The organism is Lactococcus sp. FSL W8-0209, from assembly GCF_038006585.1.
In the GTDB taxonomy this organism is placed as follows: domain Bacteria; phylum Bacillota; class Bacilli; order Lactobacillales; family Streptococcaceae; genus Lactococcus; species Lactococcus lactis.
Genome location: NZ_JBBOVN010000001.1, coordinates 2170295 through 2188666 on the forward strand (window position 1 = coordinate 2170295; position 18372 = coordinate 2188666).

The 18372-nt window shown below is 35.0% G+C and carries 20 protein-coding genes; all 20 read right to left on the minus strand.

Features of this window, described 5'->3' with window-relative positions:
- Positions 1–192: 192 nt before the first annotated feature.
- Entirely contained in the window at positions 193–1125 is a 933-nt protein-coding gene (locus MKX45_RS10710) for a DivIVA domain-containing protein (RefSeq protein WP_015427023.1), read from the minus strand.
- A 56-nt stretch (positions 1126–1181) separates the two neighbouring features.
- Entirely contained in the window at positions 1182–1973 is a 792-nt protein-coding gene (locus MKX45_RS10715; protein ID WP_340817190.1) for a YlmH family RNA-binding protein, read from the minus strand.
- Positions 1970–2245, minus strand: a complete 276-nt coding sequence (locus tag MKX45_RS10720; protein WP_010906174.1) for a YggT family protein — start codon at positions 2243–2245, stop codon at positions 1970–1972. The genes MKX45_RS10715 and MKX45_RS10720 overlap by 4 nt, the downstream gene beginning before the upstream one ends.
- Positions 2245–2835 (minus strand): cell division protein SepF, encoded by a 591-nt coding sequence (locus MKX45_RS10725; protein WP_003132390.1) that lies wholly within the window; start codon positions 2833–2835, stop codon positions 2245–2247. Before MKX45_RS10725 ends, MKX45_RS10720 begins: the two co-directional genes overlap by 1 nt.
- A 33-nt stretch (positions 2836–2868) precedes the next feature.
- A complete protein-coding gene (locus MKX45_RS10730) occupies positions 2869–3546 on the minus strand; it encodes a YggS family pyridoxal phosphate-dependent enzyme (protein ID WP_015427025.1) in 678 nt (225 codons plus the stop codon).
- Positions 3547–3549: 3 nt separating this feature from the next.
- Complete coding sequence (gene ftsZ / locus MKX45_RS10735; RefSeq protein ID WP_057720506.1) at positions 3550–4803, minus strand: cell division protein FtsZ; 1254 nt, start codon at positions 4801–4803, stop codon at positions 3550–3552.
- Between the two features lie 30 nt (positions 4804–4833).
- Positions 4834–6204: a cell division protein FtsA gene (gene ftsA / locus MKX45_RS10740; protein WP_003132393.1), complete on the minus strand. Its 1371-nt coding sequence runs from the start codon at positions 6202–6204 to the stop codon at positions 4834–4836.
- A 160-nt stretch (positions 6205–6364) separates the two neighbouring features.
- Positions 6365–7234 (minus strand): DegV family protein, encoded by an 870-nt coding sequence (locus MKX45_RS10745; RefSeq protein ID WP_042230783.1) that lies wholly within the window; start codon positions 7232–7234, stop codon positions 6365–6367.
- Positions 7235–7346: 112 nt separating this feature from the next.
- A complete protein-coding gene (gene rlmB, locus MKX45_RS10750; protein WP_057720507.1) occupies positions 7347–8075 on the minus strand; it encodes a 23S rRNA (guanosine(2251)-2'-O)-methyltransferase RlmB in 729 nt (242 codons plus the stop codon).
- A gap of 146 nt (positions 8076–8221) precedes the next feature.
- On the minus strand, positions 8222–9340 hold the full coding sequence (locus MKX45_RS10755) for an NAD(P)/FAD-dependent oxidoreductase (protein ID WP_057720508.1): 1119 nt from the start codon (positions 9338–9340) through the stop codon (positions 8222–8224).
- A 129-nt stretch (positions 9341–9469) separates the two neighbouring features.
- Positions 9470–10315, minus strand: a complete 846-nt coding sequence (locus MKX45_RS10760) for an aldo/keto reductase (RefSeq protein ID WP_057720509.1) — start codon at positions 10313–10315, stop codon at positions 9470–9472.
- An 11-nt stretch (positions 10316–10326) separates the two neighbouring features.
- On the minus strand, positions 10327–11655 hold the full coding sequence (locus MKX45_RS10765; protein ID WP_340817191.1) for an MFS transporter: 1329 nt from the start codon (positions 11653–11655) through the stop codon (positions 10327–10329).
- A gap of 165 nt (positions 11656–11820) precedes the next feature.
- A complete protein-coding gene (locus tag MKX45_RS10770; protein ID WP_057720511.1) occupies positions 11821–12699 on the minus strand; it encodes a LysR family transcriptional regulator in 879 nt (292 codons plus the stop codon).
- Positions 12700–12714: 15 nt separating this feature from the next.
- Positions 12715–13119 (minus strand): MerR family transcriptional regulator, encoded by a 405-nt coding sequence (locus MKX45_RS10775; protein ID WP_003130788.1) that lies wholly within the window; start codon positions 13117–13119, stop codon positions 12715–12717.
- An 81-nt stretch (positions 13120–13200) separates the two neighbouring features.
- The gene (pepC, locus tag MKX45_RS10780) at positions 13201–14511 is read right to left on the minus strand and encodes an aminopeptidase C (protein WP_340817193.1); all 1311 of its coding nucleotides are present in this window, start codon (positions 14509–14511) and stop codon (positions 13201–13203) included.
- 128 nt (positions 14512–14639) lie between these two features.
- Positions 14640–15176: a bis(5'-nucleosyl)-tetraphosphatase (symmetrical) YqeK gene (gene yqeK / locus MKX45_RS10785; RefSeq protein WP_445667036.1), complete on the minus strand. Its 537-nt coding sequence runs from the start codon at positions 15174–15176 to the stop codon at positions 14640–14642.
- Positions 15177–15290: 114 nt separating this feature from the next.
- Positions 15291–15971 carry a 5'-methylthioadenosine/adenosylhomocysteine nucleosidase gene (locus MKX45_RS10790; RefSeq protein ID WP_012898438.1) on the minus strand — a complete coding sequence of 227 codons (681 nt, stop codon included), beginning with the start codon at positions 15969–15971 and terminating at the stop codon, positions 15291–15293.
- 31 nt (positions 15972–16002) lie between these two features.
- Positions 16003–16281 carry a cell wall synthase accessory phosphoprotein MacP gene (gene macP / locus MKX45_RS10795; RefSeq protein ID WP_015427035.1) on the minus strand — a complete coding sequence of 93 codons (279 nt, stop codon included), beginning with the start codon at positions 16279–16281 and terminating at the stop codon, positions 16003–16005.
- Positions 16274–16858 carry an NUDIX hydrolase gene (locus MKX45_RS10800; RefSeq protein WP_057720514.1) on the minus strand — a complete coding sequence of 195 codons (585 nt, stop codon included), beginning with the start codon at positions 16856–16858 and terminating at the stop codon, positions 16274–16276. Before MKX45_RS10800 ends, macP begins: the two co-directional genes overlap by 8 nt.
- Before the next feature lie 104 nt (positions 16859–16962).
- Positions 16963–18339, minus strand: coding sequence for a bifunctional UDP-N-acetylglucosamine diphosphorylase/glucosamine-1-phosphate N-acetyltransferase GlmU (gene glmU, locus MKX45_RS10805; RefSeq protein WP_057720515.1), 1377 nt, complete (start codon positions 18337–18339; stop codon positions 16963–16965).
- Positions 18340–18372: the final 33 nt, after the last annotated feature.

Sequence of the window (18372 nt, forward strand, 5' to 3'; positions counted from 1 at the left end):
TTGCGTAACGTGCAAGACGCTTGAACTTACTTTTAGTTCAGTCCAAGATTTTTCTAAAAATTCTTTGAGAAAATAAATTCTGTCAGTAACTTTAGAATTCCAATCAGCTGATAATAAGAAAAATAGGGAATACGAGTCTTCCATCATCACTCGCTTGCTTGAATTATATTTTTTCTTATCTTGGTCTGATTTTTAATTTTTTAATTCGCTTAAATCAATTGTTTCTTGATTATCTTTTTCAACAACCTCAGCTGTTTCAGCTGGTGCTTTTGAATCTAATTCTGGGAAAATTTCTGAATCATCTGCTTTTGGAGCTTCAACTTCTGACTCTTCGTTAGAATCATCAGTAGTATTAGCTTCGTCAGTAATTTCTACTTCTTCTTTTACTTCGTCAGGTACTTCGGTTTCAACAACAATTTCCTCTGAAACAATTGTTTCTGTTTCAGGTTCATCAGATGTTTCATTTGCTTGTGCAATATCTTCATCTGTTAAAGGTTTAATTGCTTGGGTTTTTGCCAAAGTAGTTTCAGCATTTTCCAAATGTTCTTCAATGATTGATTGCAATTTTTCTTCAGGATTGATTGCATAATCTTGAGTAGGTCTAAAGATTTCAGCCCAGTCATCCGATTGAATAGACGCAAGTTGATTTTCAATAATTGAAGTCATTCGTTGGTGATAGAGACGCATTTTACGTTTCAAATCATCAGTATCACGTACTAATTTACGAGCATCATCAGAAGCAGCATTCAAAATAAATCCAGCTTCTTTTTTAGCCGCTTCAATAATTAAAGAACTCTTTTGTCCTGCATTTGCAATAATATCAGCAGATTCTTTTTCAGAATTAATTCTAAGCGTATCAGCTTCACTTTTGGCTTGTTCACGAAGATTATCAGCAGCATCTTGAGCAACAACAATTGACTTGTTCAGTGAATCTTTCATGTCATCAAAATATTTCACGCGTTCGCGTAATGCCTTTAATTCTCGTTCTTGATCTTTAATTGTTTGAGCGAATTCATCATAATCTCGAACAACGATATCCAAAAATTCATCAACTTCATGTTTACTGAAGCCGCGAAATTGTGGATTAAAAGTTTTGTTTTGAACATCTAAACTATTTAATGTCATCAATCACTCCTCTTTATCCTTAGAAAATCTTATAAATCTGATTTTCATCTTAGAATCTATTTTTTTCGATTTCTTATAAGTTCTATTTCAACTCTCTGTTTTCCTTTTTTAGTAAAATTTAAAATCCTTAATATTTTGATACGCCCAAAACCTCGAACGCTAATCAAATCATCAAGACCAACAGAGAAATCTTTTTTATCAATTTCTAGGTAATTAACCTTAACCTTCTTTGATTCTAACATATTTGTAGCAATATTGCGAGAAATTTTGAAAGCGACTGCAATCATTTTATCAACTCTTAAGTTATCCACAAGAACAACTTCTCTGACAGCTTTATCTGTTTCTTCAACTAAGCTTTCCAAAGAAATTTCTTGAATTTTGACCGCTGCTCGCCCAATTATTTCTATTGCTTTAAAACTCTCAACAAGATGTTTACTGACAAAAACTTGAATTTTATTGTCACTAACAATAATATCACCCAATTCTTGCCGTTTAACACCAGCCTGTCCCAAAAAAGTTCCAAGGACTTGGGAATGTGAAAGTTCTACAAATTTTGAAGCATAATTAATTTCAAGCAAAGAAATATCAAAGTCTTCTCTGTCAAGAACATAAAAATCTGGCGCCAAAATTATTTTGACTAATTCCGTTCTTGCTAGTTCCTCACTAGAAAAAATCTGAACATTTCTCTTATTTGCCAGTGTTTTTAAAATATCCACTTCTCGGGGATTAAGAAAAAATGTACTTATCACCGAATAAGATTCTTCTACTCGATTTATCCATTCTAAACAACGATCAATAAAATGCCTTTCCTTTTCTTGAAAGTGTTGATAGACATTTTCAGTAATCAATAGAATACTCCGTTAAATACAATAACAATAAATCTTTGAATAAATTTCAAAACAATAAAAGCAATAACGATTGAAAAATCTAATCCCCAAAATTGTAAAGGTAAATTTTCAAATAAACTTAAGTAGGGACGAGAAACTTTAACAATTATACGTCCAAACCAAGTTCCATAAAGAGTTGGTATCCAACTCATTAAGGCGTAAATAACTAGAATAATTGAATAAACATCAAGTAAGCGTAAAAGCCAATTTATTATTGTAAGTGTAATAAGCATTAGTAAATATCGTAACTTTCAAAATTTTGACCAGCTAAGATAGACATTTCTTTCGCTGCATCGACTGTGATATTTGCTGGAGTCATCAAGAAAATTTGACCACCAACATTTTGAATATCACCATCAAGAGTAAAGACCACCCCAGTCATGAAGTCAATTGAACGACGCGCTTGGGCGTCACCCATAAATTTAAAATTAACAAGGACACATTCACCGTTTTTCACGATGCGTGCTGATTCCATGATGTCTGCATAGGCACGTGGTTCTTTAATTGCAATAGTAGAAACCGTTGCAGCCACTGATTGAGATTGTGAAACGGTTTGTTGTTGTACGATTTTTTCAGGCATAGGTTTTGTGAATGTTGAACCAGCGCGTTTTGGCGCTGCTGTTTGTGTTTGTGCTTTTGAAGTTGATTGTGCAGGACGACGAGTCTGATATTCCGGCTGTGCTTTGCGTTCCTCAACCTTTGGTTTTGGCGTAGATGCCACCGTTGGCCTAGATTCTTGCACAGGACGTGCAGGTTCATTGAACTCTTCATCATCCTCTACAAAATAATCACGTAGATTATTCATCCAATCTTTAAATGCCATATTTTCCTCCGTTGTTTACGTTAATCTTAAGACTTATAGATTTTTAAAAAATTCTGTACCGATTCGAACAAAAGTTGCACCATTTTTAATGGCAATCTCATAATCTCTACTCATTCCCATACTTAATTCAGTACAAGGAATTCTTGAAAGATTCATTTCGGATATTTCAACTTGTAATTTTTTCATTCGTCCAAAAATGTCATTACATTCACTTTCAGTCGCATCAAACGGAGCCATTGTCATCAAACCAACAATCTCAATATTTTCCAATTCAGAAAACTCATGTAATATTTCCATAAGTTCATTGACAGAAAATCCATGTTTACTTTCCTCACCAGAAATGTTAAGTTCAATAAAACATTTAATGGTGTGTTCAGCACGTTTATTTATTTCCTGTGCTAATTTCAGAGAATCTAAAGCATGGAAATAATCAACATAATTAATAACTTGTTTAACCTTACGTCTTTGTAAATTACCAATTAAATGCCAAGTAATTTCTAAATCCTTAAGAGCTTCGTATTTTTCCAAAAAAAGTTCTGTTCGATTTTCCGCTAAATGTGAAACTCCATTTTCAAAAACTTCACGTGCAAGATTAGCATCAACAGATTTGGTCACAGCGACGACTGAAACTGACTGATTAGAATAAGAAGACGCAGCCTTTGCCGCATCTACATTACTCAGTATTCTTTTAACATTCTCTTTAATCGTCATTGGTTAGTTTTTACGGAAGAATGGTGGTGTGTCAAGATCTTCATCTGTTGTTGGAACTCCGCCGAAACTTGTTACTGAAGAAGTATCACGTGTGTTACTTACGTTTTGACGTGTTGAAGTTTCACGACGAATATCCCAATCTCCAAATGCAGAAGATTGATTTTGCCCTTGTGGAGACACTTGCGTTTGTTGTTGACTTTGCATTGGACGGCTTGTTTGAGCATGTTGCATATTAGAATTGTGAGTCAAGTTAGGTTGACGACGTGGTTCAGGTTGCAAACCCAAAGCTTCGTCAGCATCTTCCTTAGCAACACCAGTTGCAACAACTGTTACACGGATTTCGTCTTTAAGGTTAGGGTCAATCGCTGTACCCAACATAATATTAACATCATTACCAGCTGCTTGGATAACAATTTCTGAAGCATCTTGTGCTTCAATCAAACTCATATCCATACCACCAGTAACATTCAAAAGGACATTTTCTGCGCCTTCGATTGTAGTTTCAAGAAGTGGTGAGTAAATTGCTTTACGAGTTGCTTCAATAACGCGTTCTTCACCAGTCGCAACACCGATACCCATAAGGGCATCACCTTTGTTTTCCATTACTGTTTTAACATCGGCAAAGTCAAGGTTAATCATTCCTGGGTTAGTAATCAAGTCAGTTACCCCTTGAACACCTTGACGTAAAACATTATCAGCTTCACGCAAAGCTTCAGTTAAAGGAGTTTTCTTATCAACAATTTCAAGCAAGTTATTGTTTGAAATAATGAGAAGTGTATCAACATTTGCACGAAGAGCTTCAATTCCTTCAGTTGCAAAGTATGAACGTTTTGATCCTTCAAAACCAAATGGACGAGTAACAACACCCACAGTCAAAGCGCCAAGTTCTTTAGCAATTTGTGCGATAACTGGTGCAGCACCTGTACCAGTTCCACCACCCATACCGGCAGTGATGAAAATCATATCTGAGCCTTCAAGGGCTTGTGATACTGTTTCAGCTGATTCTTCAGCTGCGCGTTTACCAACTTCAGGTTGTGCACCAGCACCCAAACCACGAGTCAATTTTGGCCCAAGTTGAATAACTGTATCTGCTTTTGAGCTACGCAATGCTTGTACGTCAGTATTAGCGGCGATAAATTCAACGCCAGAAACACCTTCTTCAATCATACGATTGATGGCATTACCACCACCGCCACCAACACCGATAACTTTAATTACAGCACCAGAAGTTAAGTCTGTATCAAATGAAAATTCCATGTTTTTATTTCTCCGTTTTTTACTTTCAGATTAATCAAAGAGATTGCCAAAGAAATTCTTGGCACGGTCAACGAGACCTTCTTTTTCTTCTTCAGGCTCAGAAGCTTTTTGAGCTACTACTGGACGTGCCTGAGGTTCAACGTAGAAATCATTTTCTACGTCAGCAACTGTTGTTGCTTGTGGTGTAATTGTTGGAACAGGAGCAACATAAGTTTCTTCTGTCGTCGTATAAGCATAATCACCAGAAAATGCTTGAGATACTAAAATATCAATATCACTACGATTTCCAATGTAATTAACAACACTAATCACTTGAGCAAATGCTGGATTACGTAATCCCATTTCGCCTGGAACAAAAAGTCGAGCATTTATTCCTAAGATTTTTGTTGCTAAATCAACAACACCAGGCATTGCAGCCGTTCCACCGACCAAAATCAAACCTCCAGGAGTTTCTGAAGTATGTCCGTGTTCCAAATCTTGACGTACACGATTAAAAACTTGAGTCATACGTGCTTCAATAATTTGTGAAAGATAATATTCTGTAATTTGTTCTGGTTCTTCTTTACCTACAACATCAACAAGGAAGTACTCATCTTGGCTAGCACGTTCTGTACTTGCTTCACCATAGTTGACTTTCAAATCTTCCGCTGCAGAAACAGAGGTGTTAAGAACTGTTGAAATATCTTTAGTTACATAATCGCCACCTTCGGGGCTAGTATGTGTAAATCTTAATGATTGTTCTTTAACGATGCTAACTGTTGTTTGTCCAGCACCCAAATCAACCATGATTGTTCCAAACTCACGTTCACCTTCTGTAAGCACATATTGTGCCATTGCCAAAGGAGCAATTACAATATTGTCAACGAGCAATCCTGCGCGTTCAACAACTTTGCGAACATTATGAACAAGAGTTTTAGGTCCAGTGTAAACGACCCCACGAATCTCAAGACGTACACCAAACATTCCACGAGGGTCTGAAATACCTGTAAATCCATCAACTGTAAACTCTTTCGTTTCAACAGCGATAATTTCTCTTTCAGGAACAATCCCACGCATCAAAGCATTTTGAACAACTTGAATAACATCGTTATCCGTGATTTCTTTAGTATCACTGACAATAGGAACCATTCCTTGGCAAGGTTCCATTTCGAGGGAATTCGCTGGGATGCTCACGTTAATTCTGTCAATCGTGATTCCTGCGCGTTCTTCGGCAGCATTTACAGCTTTACGCAATGCTTGTGCCACCTTCTCAATATCTACAATAATTCCATTTTTAAGGCCATCGGATTTTGCATTTCCGACACCGATTATATTCATTTCACCTGAGACGTATTCAGCAACAAGCACCTTTATTGTGTTTGTCCCGATATCTACGCCTGTATAAAGTCCACTTTTGGCCATAAAAGCGACTCCTTTCCCTCACACATCACGATTCATATTTTTTTAATAAATTAGGTAAGTGTACAGATAATTTTGTATACAATTACACTCATTAATTATTTTAACATAAAATCACAGTAAAACAAGAGTTTAGCTGTGATTTTTTTCGTTTTTTATTGAATTATTCTCTACTTTTTCTACTTATTGAAAAAATTGCGATTGTCCCGTCACCTGTATGAGTTACAATTGTTGGACTAAGTGGACGAACATCGACATCACTAATCCCCTTTTTTTGCATGGCTTGTTTTTTAATTTCTTGTGCTATTTCATCTGTTCCAGAATAAGAGATAAGTAGGCGGGGATAGGCTGTATCCATCTCATCAAGACTCTTTTCAAGGAGTTGATTAATTGCTTTTTTCTTTCCTCGAACTTTGGTCACTTGCCGAAGTCTTCCCTCAGGGTCAACATCAAGAAGAGGTTTGATATTTGCCATTGTTCCAACGAGAGCAACAGCTTTAGGAATTCTTCCACCTCTTGCCAAATGGTTTAAGTCGTCAACCATGAAGCGACTTTGTAAACGTGGAATAATATCTGACAAAACTTCAAGCGTTTCTGTCAGTGTTTTTCCAGAGTCACGCAACTTTACAGTCTCTTCAACAAGAAAACCTTCTCCAGAAGCTGCTGCCAGTGTATCAACAACAGTGATTTTTGCAGAAGGGAATTCTTCTAAAACCATATCTTGAGCAATCAGAGCTGATTGATAAGTCCCAGAAAGTCCTGACGAAAAAGCAAGGTAAAGGAGTTCTTCATCTGCAGATGCAAATTTTTTAAAAACTTCTAAAAATTGTCCTGAATTAATTTGGGACGTGTGGACAGTAGCTCCTTTTTTTATTGCTGCAAGAAGCGTGGAATTATCTAATGCGGCTTCACCTATAGTTTCATAAGTTTCTTCTCCAACAGTTACAGTCATTCCCAAAACTGTAAGATGATGTTTTTTAATATAATACGGACTCAGGTCTGCTGTTGAGTCTGTCATGATTTGAAAAGTCATAATAATCCTTTCTGCTGTTTCAACTTGCTGATAATTTCTTGAATTTACTGACAGATTAGTCATACGTTTGGGCTTTAATGATTCCAAGCGCTAAAGCTTTCATCAGTAATTTTTATAGTCGATTTCTAAAAATTTCGTACATCAAAATACTTGCTGCTACTGATGCATTTAAACTTTGAACGTGTCCTGTCATTGGAATTGTAATCATTTCGTCAACTTGTTTTTTAAGATTTTGACCAATTCCATGCCCTTCGTTTCCGATAATCAAGGCAACTTTACCTTTGGTATTCCACTTACTGTAAACTGTGCCGTCCATGTCCGTTCCAAAAACCCAGAAATTAGCAGCTTTAAGTTTATCCATGGTCTGAGAAAGATTAGTAACACGGACAATAGGGACGTGTTGTAAAGCACCAGTTGAAGCTTTGACAGCCGTCGGAGTAATTCCAACTGCACGGTGTTTAGGAATAATAATTGCATCGACTCCTGTAGCATCAGCTGTCCGAGCAATTGACCCTAAATTATGAGGATCTGTTAACTCATCTAAAATTAAAATTGTGGCATCAGATTTCTCGGCTAATGCTGGGAGAATCTTTTCTAAATCTGCATAAGCAAATTCGGACACTCTTGCCATAAAGCCTTGGTGAACACCGTTTTCTGTTAATTTATTTAATTCTGTTTTGGGTGTCCATGAAATATTAACTTTTTTTAGTCGTGCTAATTCTTTTATTTTTTCAACATTTTTACCACGCAAATCTTCTTGAACGTAAAGTTTGTTGACAAGGTCTCCATTTAAAGCTTCCGTGACCGCATGTAGTCCGTAAATCAAATCTGTATTTTCCATGAAATCATTATATCATTTTTAGACAAAAAAACCTGACTCAATTCGTTACTTTGGATCATTATGTATCTGACAAAAAAAATTATGTAAAACACCAAAAGTTCTTCTTCTGATGATTTACATAATTTTTTAGTGTGATAATAAGCCTTTTAATTGCTCGTTTTTTCTATATTAATATAATTTTTTATGTCTTTTTGATAATTTGAACTATCCCAAGAAATTTCTGGATGATTAAAATATTGGGCAAGTAAATAGGCGATGTAAGGACCAGTAGTTAATCCAGATGACCCCAAAGCGCTAGCAAAAGCTAATGAAGAAAAGTCAGGGTGCGGACCAAAAAAAGGCGAAAAGTCAGAAGAATAAGCACGTGTTCCCACACGATAATGATATGGAAAGTCAATTAGTTTTGTATCCGATAAGTAAGATTTGACCCCCTCTGTCAAACTTTCAAAAGCTTCCTGACTCTCTGACAAATCCCAACCCTCTTCATTTTCATGGGTTGCTCCCAAAAGAACTTGACCATGTTGAAAGGGAATGATATCTGCAGCCCCTTCTAAAAATAAAACTGGCCAATTTTTTGTTTCAAAATCCGTTTGAAATGAAATTAATTGTCCTTTTTGTGGCTTGACATCCACTTGTGTGCCAATTGATTCCAAAAGTTCTTTTAAAGCTGGCCCCGGGCATAAAACTAAATCATCTACCACTTCCGTCACACCTTCATGAATGACTTGCCATTTATCTAACGCTCGAGCAATTGTTGCCCGCTCTGAATAAAATTTGACCCCTCTTTTTTGAGCTCGCTTTTTTAATGACGATAAGTAAGCTTTTCCATCTAATCTTGCACCTCCTGAAAGATACAAACTTTCTCTTGGTTTTAATAATGGAAATAAAGCAACAGTTTCTTCCTCCGAGAGTCTCTTAATCTCACCCATCTCGGGAGCTTCTTTTTTTCTTTCAATTGCCAACTTTTCTAACTCAATTAAGTCTGATTTTTGTCGCAAAAAAAGAGTGCCACATTTTTCATAAACATCTTCAGTTAACTCAAAATCATTTTTCATTTTTTCAAAAAAAGCTGCACCATCTTTTGCCAATTGATACCATTTTTTATTTCTTCTTTTAGAAAGCCAAGGAGAAATAATCCCAGCACTTGCTTTAGTTGCCTGATTTTTTTCATCATCAAAAAGACTAATATCAAATTTATCAGTATCTAAATAATTGGCTAAGGTCATACCGATTATTCCGCCACCAATAATTGCAATTTTTTTCATCACATTCTCCTTTTTTCAATGAAATATAGAAAAAATCAAGACCATCTAGGCTTGATTTTATTTTTTGTTTTAAAAGTTCTAACTCTCTAAAGTATATCACTTTTGCATAAAAGCATGAGAATCTGTGCTTTAGTCTTCTAGTTTCCATGACAAAAAGTTTTTTTCTTGCTCCTCATAGGTCATCGTAAAATAAGGTTGTTTTTTATTTAACTTACGAATTTCTTTTATTTCGGAGCAAGATAATTCAAAATCAAAAATATTTATATTTTCTGCTAAATGTTCTTTTTGCGTTGAGCGTGGAAAAACAATAATTCCCTCTTGAATATGCCAACGCAAAATGATTTGTGCGACTGTTTTATTATATTTTTTAGCCATTTTTTTAAATATTTTTTCTTCAAGTAAGTTTTTATCGCCATGTCCCAGAGGATACCAACTTTCAATTTTTGTACCATAAGGTTTCAAAAATTCCCGTAATTCCACTTGTTGATGATAAGGATGAGTTTCTACTTGAATGACACTCGGTTTGATATCAGCAAAATTAAATAAATCAATTAATCTTTCTCCATCAAAATTTGAAATTCCAATTGATTTCGCCTTTCCCTCTTTTACAGCATTTTCTAAAGCAATCCATGCTTTTCGATAATTTCCAACCTGTTGATGCAATAAGAGTAAATCAATTTGTTCAACTTTTAGACGTTTTAACATTCGCTCAATTGCTTCTTGTGCTTGCTCATAATCAGAAGGCCAAAGCTTGCTTGTAATCCAGATTTCAGAATTTAAAATTTCTGAGTCTTGAATTGCTTGACCGACAGAAGCTTCATTTTGATAAGCGTGTGCCGTATCCAGATGACGATAACCTAATTCCAAGGCAGTTTTTACAATATTTTGCGTTTCTGTTCCTTCTGGAAGCTGATAAAGTCCCAAACCGAATTGGGGAATGACATTGCCATCATTTAATGTTAATTTTGTTTGCATTTTTTCTCCTTTTATTTTTTATTATTGTCTGGTCTAGTAAAAATTAAGACAAGAAGGCCTACTGACAGAAAAGCGGTGATGAATCCCATGACCAAATGATAATAAGCACTTAAGTCAACAATATTTGAGCTAAATAACACAACAATAGATAAACCAACAGGTCCTCCAAGTTGATGCATCATATTTGTCAAACCTGATGCAGCTCCTGATAATTCTGGACTGACCTCTTCTACTCCCGCTGCCGTCAGCGGAGCAAGAAGCCAACCTTGCCCTAATCCAATAATCATCATTTGAAAAATCATCGCATAGAAATATCCCCATTCTGGTTGCGAAACTAATGACAAAATCATTCCTGTCAGTAAAATCACTTGTCCTAGGATCATTACTTTACTATTTCCTAATGCTCTAGTTAATCTAGGAAGAAAAAGAGCCGCGATAAAATTTACGATTGTTAAAGGAAGAAAAGCAAGTCCGGATTGCAATGGTGAAAAATGATACATTTTTTGCATAATCTGTAGCAGAATAAACCAGTAAGTCAACATTGCCATCATAAAGGCAAAGCGTGCAACATACGAACCCGACCGTACTTTATTTTTAAATAATTCTAAAGGAATTAATGCATAAGTTAACTTTTTTTCCCAAAGTATAAATAAGATAATTAAAATGAATGAGAGGATAATGATGAACAAATTACTTACCGTAATTCCGAAAACAAATAGGACTGAGATAAGGACTGACAGAAAACTTCCCAAAAAGTCAATTTTGCTAGCTTTGATATCGCTTTGATGAACATTAACAAGAGTTAGGATAATTAATAATAAACTAAAAGGAACATTTAATAAAAAGCCAACACGCCATGAAAGAGCCGAAGTGAGCCAGCCACCTAGAATAAGTCCAAAACTTGAGCCAATTCCCGCAGTTGCTCCATAATATGAGATAGCTCTAACTCTTAAATCCCCTTTATATGTATCCATTAATAAAGCTAAACTTGTTGGAGCAAGAATAGCCGAACCAATCCCTTGAACTGCTCTGGCAATAATCATCATTTCTGAAGAAGTTGACAAACCGACAACTAAACTAGAAAATCCAAAAATGAAAAGTCCAAGAAGGAAAATTATTTTTCGCCCTAATAAATCACCCAGGCGTCCTGCTAATAAAAGAAAACCACCAAACGTAATCGTATAAGCATTAGAAACCCAAGATAAAGTTGATTCATTCATTTTTAAATCTTGAGAAATTTTTAAGCTACTTGTAAATATTATTGAGTTATCCATTAAAATAAGGAAATAGGAAAACAAAATAATAAAAAGGATAAGACCAAATGTTTTTTTATTTTTCATAGATTTATTTTAAAATAAAAATTCACTGATTAGAAATGCTTATTTTAGTTCTTATTATGCTTTGTAAGCATAATACTGACAAAAAAGTTACTGACAGAGCTGTCTGAGAATAGCTGTTGACACTTTAGTCTTTACAAATATGCTCTAATTTCTGTCAGTAACTTTTTATTCATTATCTTGAAGATATTGCTTAATAAATGCTCTTGTAAGAGGAGTCAGTGGAATATTTTTTTTCCAAGCAAGCACACTTAAAGTTTTCACTTCCGGACTCAATGGAATAGCTTTTAAATCAGGATAATCTCGAATAAGCGCCCCTTCTGTAACAACTGCTTCGCCAATTCCTGCACGAGCAATTTCAAAAAGATGAAAACCGAGATTAAAGCCGCCAATAATTTCTAAATCACTCACTTGGCAGTCTGCCCAATCGGCTATAAATTGACGAACTTCTGGTCGTTCTGAAATTAATATTCTTTGCTTTTTAAATATTTCTGGACTTACTTCATCTAATTCTGCAAGTTCTGAATCGGATTGAGTGAGCATCATCCAACGTTCAGGAAAGCCAATTTTTTCAACATTATATTTTTCAGTTGATGTTGGCTCTAACAAAAAACCAACATCAACTAGTCCGTTGTCAATCTTCCATTTGATATCATCAGCATTCCCTGACAAAATTGTAAAAGTAATTGATGGATATTTATTTGTCAGTCTTTGGAGCGTTTTAGCGATACTGGAAGTTGTCCAACCTTCTAAAGCACCAATCGTCAGATGACCAGATAATTCTGCATTTTTTCGGTCTTCAAAAACTTGTACTGTTTTACTGGTCAGCTGTAAAATTTCCTCAGCCTTAATTTTAAGAAATTGTCCATCTTCAGTTAAGATCAGTTTTTTCCCATCACGCATAAAAAGTTGTGTATCTAGTTCGCGTTCAAGTTCTTTAATTTGTCTAGATAATGTTGGCTGCGTAATATATAACTGTTCAGCAGCTTTGGATACTGTTCCAGCAGTTGCAACTGTCCAAAAATATTTTAATAATCGAAGTTCCATTTATTCTTTTCCTATTTAAATCTTGATTGTTTCTTTTGAACTTTGGTTCAAATTAATTTCATTTGGCAACATCACTTCATCATAATTTTCAATTTTGAATGTCAAATAATCCAAGGCAGATTGCTTTTCAATAATTTCTGTTCTCAATTGTTCAACCTGGTTCTTCAAAATTTCAATTCTTTCTTCTTTCGTTTCGGGATTTCCCTCATTCACTAATGCCATATAACGGGTCAAAGGTTCAACTTGCACACCTGCATCTCGCATGTGTTTGACAAATTTCAAAGTTCTAATATTAGCTTCTGTAAAATTTCTTATTCCAGATTCTGTCCGTGTAATTTTAGGAATCAGCCCAATTCTTTCATAATACCTTATATTATCTGTTTTTATCCCCGATAATTCAGCAGCTTTTTTTATATTCATTCTTTTATTTTAACACTTGAAGTGAACTTTAAGTCAATAAAAAAACATTTAACCTAAAGTTAAATGTTCTTTGTTTGCAAATTAAGCTAAAGCACCCATTGGGTCCCATGGTAGAAGTACTTGAGGTTTCTCTTCGTAAGCAGCCAATTCTTCTTCAGTTAAAAGATCTTTACGGACAACAATTTGATAAGTATATTCATCCATCCATTCATCAGAGGCAACAAAATATCCTTTTTGACCGGCATCTTTACCCCATGAATTTTCAACTTTCCATTTAGTTGAATTTCCGTCAGCATCTAAATCAACACCCGCTAAAACCATGGCATGCGTCATCAACGACTCACCATAATCAAGACGTCCTGCTTTGCTTTGAGTAAATTCAATATCCAATGAAGATTTGAAATCATAAGAATCCATTGTCAAAAGTCCTGCTGAACGATTTGATTCTTGACCCACGTCACAACCAAACCAAACTGTTTCACCAGCTTGCATTTGGGCAATGGCCAATTTTTTAAAGCGGTCCATTTCAACATTCAAATGTTTCACTTCTTTACCACCGATAACATTTCCAAGAAACTCAACTGTGTAGCTCTTATTATAAGGTTTGTCAGCAGTTGGAGCATTGATTACTGACACATAATTATTCAAATCAATTCCAACATATTCATTGTAAAATTCTTTTGGACTACCAACAAATTTTTTGTATTCATTATCTTTATCACGAAAAGCAAATTCAAAATTTTGTGGTGGCAAACCTAAAGTTACCGCAAGGAAATTAAAGACTTCTTGTAAAAGTTCTTCTTTAACTGCTTTAACATCTCCACCTTGCTCAATTGTATAACGCAAAATTTCAGCATCTTGACGGAGTAGTTTATTCAAGTATTGATTCAATTCACGTGAGCTACTTGAAGCTTGTGATTCAGGATAAACAGCTTTGGGAACAATTCCATATTTTTCAAAAATTGCAACCATCATATCCCATTGGCCGCCATCTTGTTGTGGTGTTTGTAAAAGGAATTTCAAACGACGATCGTCCATTTCAATATCACCAATAATTTGTTCCATGAACCAGTTTGATTTTTCATATTTATCCCAGAAGAAAGTGTAAGCTTGTGAAAACTCAAAATCCTCTGTTTTAAATTCATTGATAAATTTATGACGGAAAGTGTTCAAAGCAGCAAACATCCAGCAACGTCCAGATTGTTTTTGATTCGTTACAGGGTCTTTTGTCAAGTCAATTGAAAACTCAGGCAAATTTGCAGCATGCGAACCACGGACTTCGAGTGATGAAAGCAAACCATTTTTAGTCACGGCATTTTCTACCGCACGCAATTTTGTATTTTCTGCAAAATTTTCGTATAGTTTTTGTGTGAAATCTGATGTTACTGTCATAATACCTCCCAATAAATCGAAACTTCTGACAAAAGTTTCGATAAAAATAATCATTATCAATTTTTAATAATGATATTCTATTATTTTTTATATTCTTCTATTATAATCTAAATTATCAAAAAAATCAGCTAGTAAAGCTGATTTTCTAAATCTTTCTTTGCTTCTAAAAGCCATGGGTGGGCAACTTTCAATCCATCATCAATAATGAAATTAATATAATAAAGTGCCGCACTTTGCAAATTTACTGACAGAGCTGTCAGTAATCCCTGCCTAAATGGCGCATTATCTCCACCATCCCAGCTAATTTTGTCAGCAAGAAAAACAATCAAGTCCAATTCTGTAAAATTTTTTCTTAGGGTAGTATGACATTCAATTGCTGACAGAACTTGTTCATCAGTAATTTTAAAATGTTGGCTCGCCAAATACTTAGAAAGTTTCTGATGAATAATTAATGGAAATTCACGCTCTTCTGTCAGTAATTCGATATTAAAAATTTCTGCTTTTTCTACTCTTTGATCATTTGGATAAATTCCACCAATATCATGTAAAAGTCCTGCAATAAAAGCTTGCGAACGTCTTTCATTAGAATCAGTTAATTCTTCTGTCAGTGCCTCAGCCGTCTTTGCTACTGCCAAACAGTGCTCAAACAATTGGTCATTATTCAAAAAAATATTAACTTCCTCAATTAAGAGTTCTAACCTTTTATCCTTGATTTTTCACATTTCACTTCCTCTTAGTTCTCATAAAAAGAAAAATCTATCAAAAGATAGATTCCAATTTTATACCATTTCTTCGAGTAAACGAATCAAGCCCTCAGCTGATTTTTTCCCTGCTTCAATAATAAATTTATCAAAATTAACATTAGCATCATGGTCAGCAGTATCAGACATCGCACGAATAATTACAAATGGTTTTCCAAGTGCTGTTGCAGCTTGAGCAATAGAAGCCCCTTCCATTTCAACGGCTAAAACATCTGGAAAATGCTCTTTAATCTCAGCAATTTTACTAGAGCTACTGATAAAACTATCCGAACTAGTAATCAATCCAACATGCACATTTTCTAAAACTTTTTTCAATTCAGAAACAAAATACTTACTTGATTCAAAGTATAAAGGTTGTTGAGCCATTTGCCCATAAGCATAACCAAAAGCAGTAACATCAACATCATGATAAGCAAGTTTATCAGCAACCACAACATCACCAATTGCTAAACCTTGAGCAACTGCTCCCGCTGAGCCGGTATTGATAATGGCGTCGACATCAAAAATGTCAACCAAAAATCCAACTGCCAAAGCAGACATCACTTTACCAATTCCAGATTGGACAAGGACCACTTCATGCCGGCCAATTGAACCTGTATGAAAAACTAAACCATGACGAGTATGTTTTTCTGCATTTTCTAAGTTTTCAACAAGTATGCGAATTTCTTCATCCATCGCACAAATAATTCCTATTTTCATTTTTTTACCTTTTTTCTAATCTTTTTACTCTCTAAAAGTAGTACAAAAAGAAAGCTACTGCCAATAGAACAACAATTAATGTAACGATGAAAAGCCATTTATTAATTACTTTCCCACGTTTTTGAGCCTTGGCATTTTCAATTCTTCGACTTTTATAAACAGCATTTTTGCTTAAATTTTTCTCAATACTATCGTATTTTTCAGCGATTTCAGTATCTTCTTCAAGCTCTCTTTGCAATCTGCGTTCAAGATTTTTCTTATCCTGTTTTGCTTGTTCAATTACTTCATCTGTTAAAAGAGGTTTAGGCATTATTTTCAAGCTCCTTTTTCAAATATTGCATTTCCCAATACCAAATAGCCATAATTGTTTTTGCATCCGCAATTTGTTCAAGTTCAATCATTTTTTTTGCTTCGCTTAAAGTGACTTCAATTTGTTCCAAAAATTCACCATCATCAGCGGGTTTTGGATGTTCCACTTTTGTTAAATTTGATGAGAAATAGACAAATGTTTTCTCTGATGAAAAACCGGGTGTCCCATAAAAAGCTGTAATTTCTGTCAAATCTTGCGCCAGATATCCAGTCTCTTCTTCGAGCTCTCTTAAGGCCGCAGCTTTGGGATCTTTTTCTTCACCTTTTTCAAGTTTTCCTGCCGGAATTTCAAAAATAAATTTTTCCAATGCTTTACGATATTGACCAACTAAAATCATCTTATTGTTGTGAACAGGTGCAATCGCTGTTCCTCCATTATGAAAAACAAGTTCTCTAAAACTCTCTTGCCCATCATACAAAGAAACTACATCTTTTACAACATGAAAAATCTTCCCACTAAAAATTTCTTCTCTAGCTAAAGTTTTTTCTTCAAATTTTTTATCATCAAAATTTAACATTGTGTCCTTTCTTCCGAAAACTTCTTTAAAGAATTTAAAGAATAGTTTTCTCATCAAAATCGAAGGAAAGAGCTTCAGGAGAAACTCTTTCTTTTATTTGTTAATTATTGACCACGATAATGTGGCATTTTTTTAGCACGTCCAAGTTTATTCACTTGTTTTCCACGTCCAATTTCAACTGCTTCATCTGGTACATCTTCTGTTACAACAGAGCCTGCTGCTGTTAAGGCATTTTTACCGATATGCAATGGAGCAATAATTGTTGAATTCGAACCAATAAAGGCAAAGTCATCAATTTCAGTATTGAATTTATTTTTACCATCAAAGTTTGCTGTAATTGTTCCAGCACCAAAGTTCACTTTCTCACCAACCGTTGCATTTCCAATATAAGTTAAGTGACCAGCTTTTGTACCTTTACCAAGCGTTGAACCTTTAATTTCGACAAAGTTTCCAACATGAACTTCTTCGCTCAAAACAGTTCCGGGACGCAAGTGAGCATAAGGCCCTACATTACTTCCAACACTCATTCTGCTTTCTTCAACCGTTGAATTACGAATCTCACAATTTGAATGAATTTCTGAATTTTCAATACGGCTACCATTTGTAATCAAAACATTTTTACCAATAAAGGTATTTCCTTTTATTGTTACATTTGCTTCAATCACAGTTTCTTCACCAATCTTAACTTCACTGTCAATATAAGTTGTCGCAGGGTCAATAAGCGTTACACCATTGACCATATGTTGATGATTGATTCGTTTGCGCATCGTCAACTCAGCTTGTGAAAGGGCAACACGGTCATTAACTCCTAAACTTTCGTCAAAATCATCAAGAATATGAGCCGCTACCGTTTGACCAGCTTTTTTGAAAATTTCAATGACATCTGTTAAATAATACTCTCCTTGGGCATTATCAGTTGTGATTTCATTCAAGGCTTTGAAAAGTGACTTATTATCAAAAATGTAAGTTCCAGTATTAATTTCGGTAATTGATTTTTCAAAATCATTCGCATCTTTTTGCTCAACAATCTTTTCTACTGAGCCATTTTCATCACGAATAATTCGTCCATATCCTGTTGGATTTGGTGCAATTGCTGTCAAGATAGTTGCTGTTGCATTTTGTGCAAAGTGATAATCAAAAAGTGCTTCTAACGTTTGTCCAGTAATTAATGGTGTATCACCAGCAATAACAAGAGTTGCTCCATCTTCATTTGCTAATAAATCCGCAGCAATCCGAACGGCATGACCCGTTCCCAATTGCTCAACTTGTTTCACAAATTGAGTCCCTTTTGGTAAAGTTGCAATTACACGAGCCGCTTCATGACCAACAATCACTACATTTTTAGCAATTTCTACTTCAGAAACACTTGTAAGAACATGAGCAAGCATTGATTTTCCAGCCACTTGATGTAAGACCTTCGGAAGTGCTGATTTCATACGAGTTCCTTTACCAGCCGCTAGGACAATTGCGAATTTATTCATAGATTTCTCCTTTATTATTACAAATAAAATAAA

Bases quoted from the DNA above. Each gene is read 5' to 3' on its own strand.
- MKX45_RS10710 (WP_015427023.1), bottom strand. From the start codon at position 1,125: ATGACATTAAATAGTTTAGATGTTCAAAACAAAACTTTTAATCCACAA.
- MKX45_RS10720 (WP_010906174.1), bottom strand. From the start codon at position 2,245: ATGCTTATTACACTTACAATAATAAATTGGCTTTTACGCTTACTTGAT.
- MKX45_RS10725 (WP_003132390.1), bottom strand. From the start codon at position 2,835: ATGGCATTTAAAGATTGGATGAATAATCTACGTGATTATTTTGTAGAG.
- MKX45_RS10730 (WP_015427025.1), bottom strand. From the start codon at position 3,546: ATGACGATTAAAGAGAATGTTAAAAGAATACTGAGTAATGTAGATGCG.
- ftsZ (WP_057720506.1), bottom strand. From the start codon at position 4,803: ATGGAATTTTCATTTGATACAGACTTAACTTCTGGTGCTGTAATTAAA.
- ftsA (WP_003132393.1), bottom strand. From the start codon at position 6,204: ATGGCCAAAAGTGGACTTTATACAGGCGTAGATATCGGGACAAACACA.
- MKX45_RS10745 (WP_042230783.1), bottom strand. From the start codon at position 7,234: ATGACTTTTCAAATCATGACAGACTCAACAGCAGACCTGAGTCCGTAT.
- rlmB (WP_057720507.1), bottom strand. From the start codon at position 8,075: ATGGAAAATACAGATTTGATTTACGGACTACATGCGGTCACGGAAGCT.
- MKX45_RS10755 (WP_057720508.1), bottom strand. From the start codon at position 9,340: ATGAAAAAAATTGCAATTATTGGTGGCGGAATAATCGGTATGACCTTA.
- MKX45_RS10760 (WP_057720509.1), bottom strand. From the start codon at position 10,315: ATGCAAACAAAATTAACATTAAATGATGGCAATGTCATTCCCCAATTC.
- MKX45_RS10765 (WP_340817191.1), bottom strand. From the start codon at position 11,655: ATGAAAAATAAAAAAACATTTGGTCTTATCCTTTTTATTATTTTGTTT.
- MKX45_RS10770 (WP_057720511.1), bottom strand. From the start codon at position 12,699: ATGGAACTTCGATTATTAAAATATTTTTGGACAGTTGCAACTGCTGGA.
- MKX45_RS10775 (WP_003130788.1), bottom strand. From the start codon at position 13,119: ATGAATATAAAAAAAGCTGCTGAATTATCGGGGATAAAAACAGATAAT.
- pepC (WP_340817193.1), bottom strand. From the start codon at position 14,511: ATGACAGTAACATCAGATTTCACACAAAAACTATACGAAAATTTTGCA.
- MKX45_RS10790 (WP_012898438.1), bottom strand. From the start codon at position 15,971: ATGAAAATAGGAATTATTTGTGCGATGGATGAAGAAATTCGCATACTT.
- macP (WP_015427035.1), bottom strand. From the start codon at position 16,281: ATGCCTAAACCTCTTTTAACAGATGAAGTAATTGAACAAGCAAAACAG.
- MKX45_RS10800 (WP_057720514.1), bottom strand. From the start codon at position 16,858: ATGTTAAATTTTGATGATAAAAAATTTGAAGAAAAAACTTTAGCTAGA.
- glmU (WP_057720515.1), bottom strand. From the start codon at position 18,339: ATGAATAAATTCGCAATTGTCCTAGCGGCTGGTAAAGGAACTCGTATG.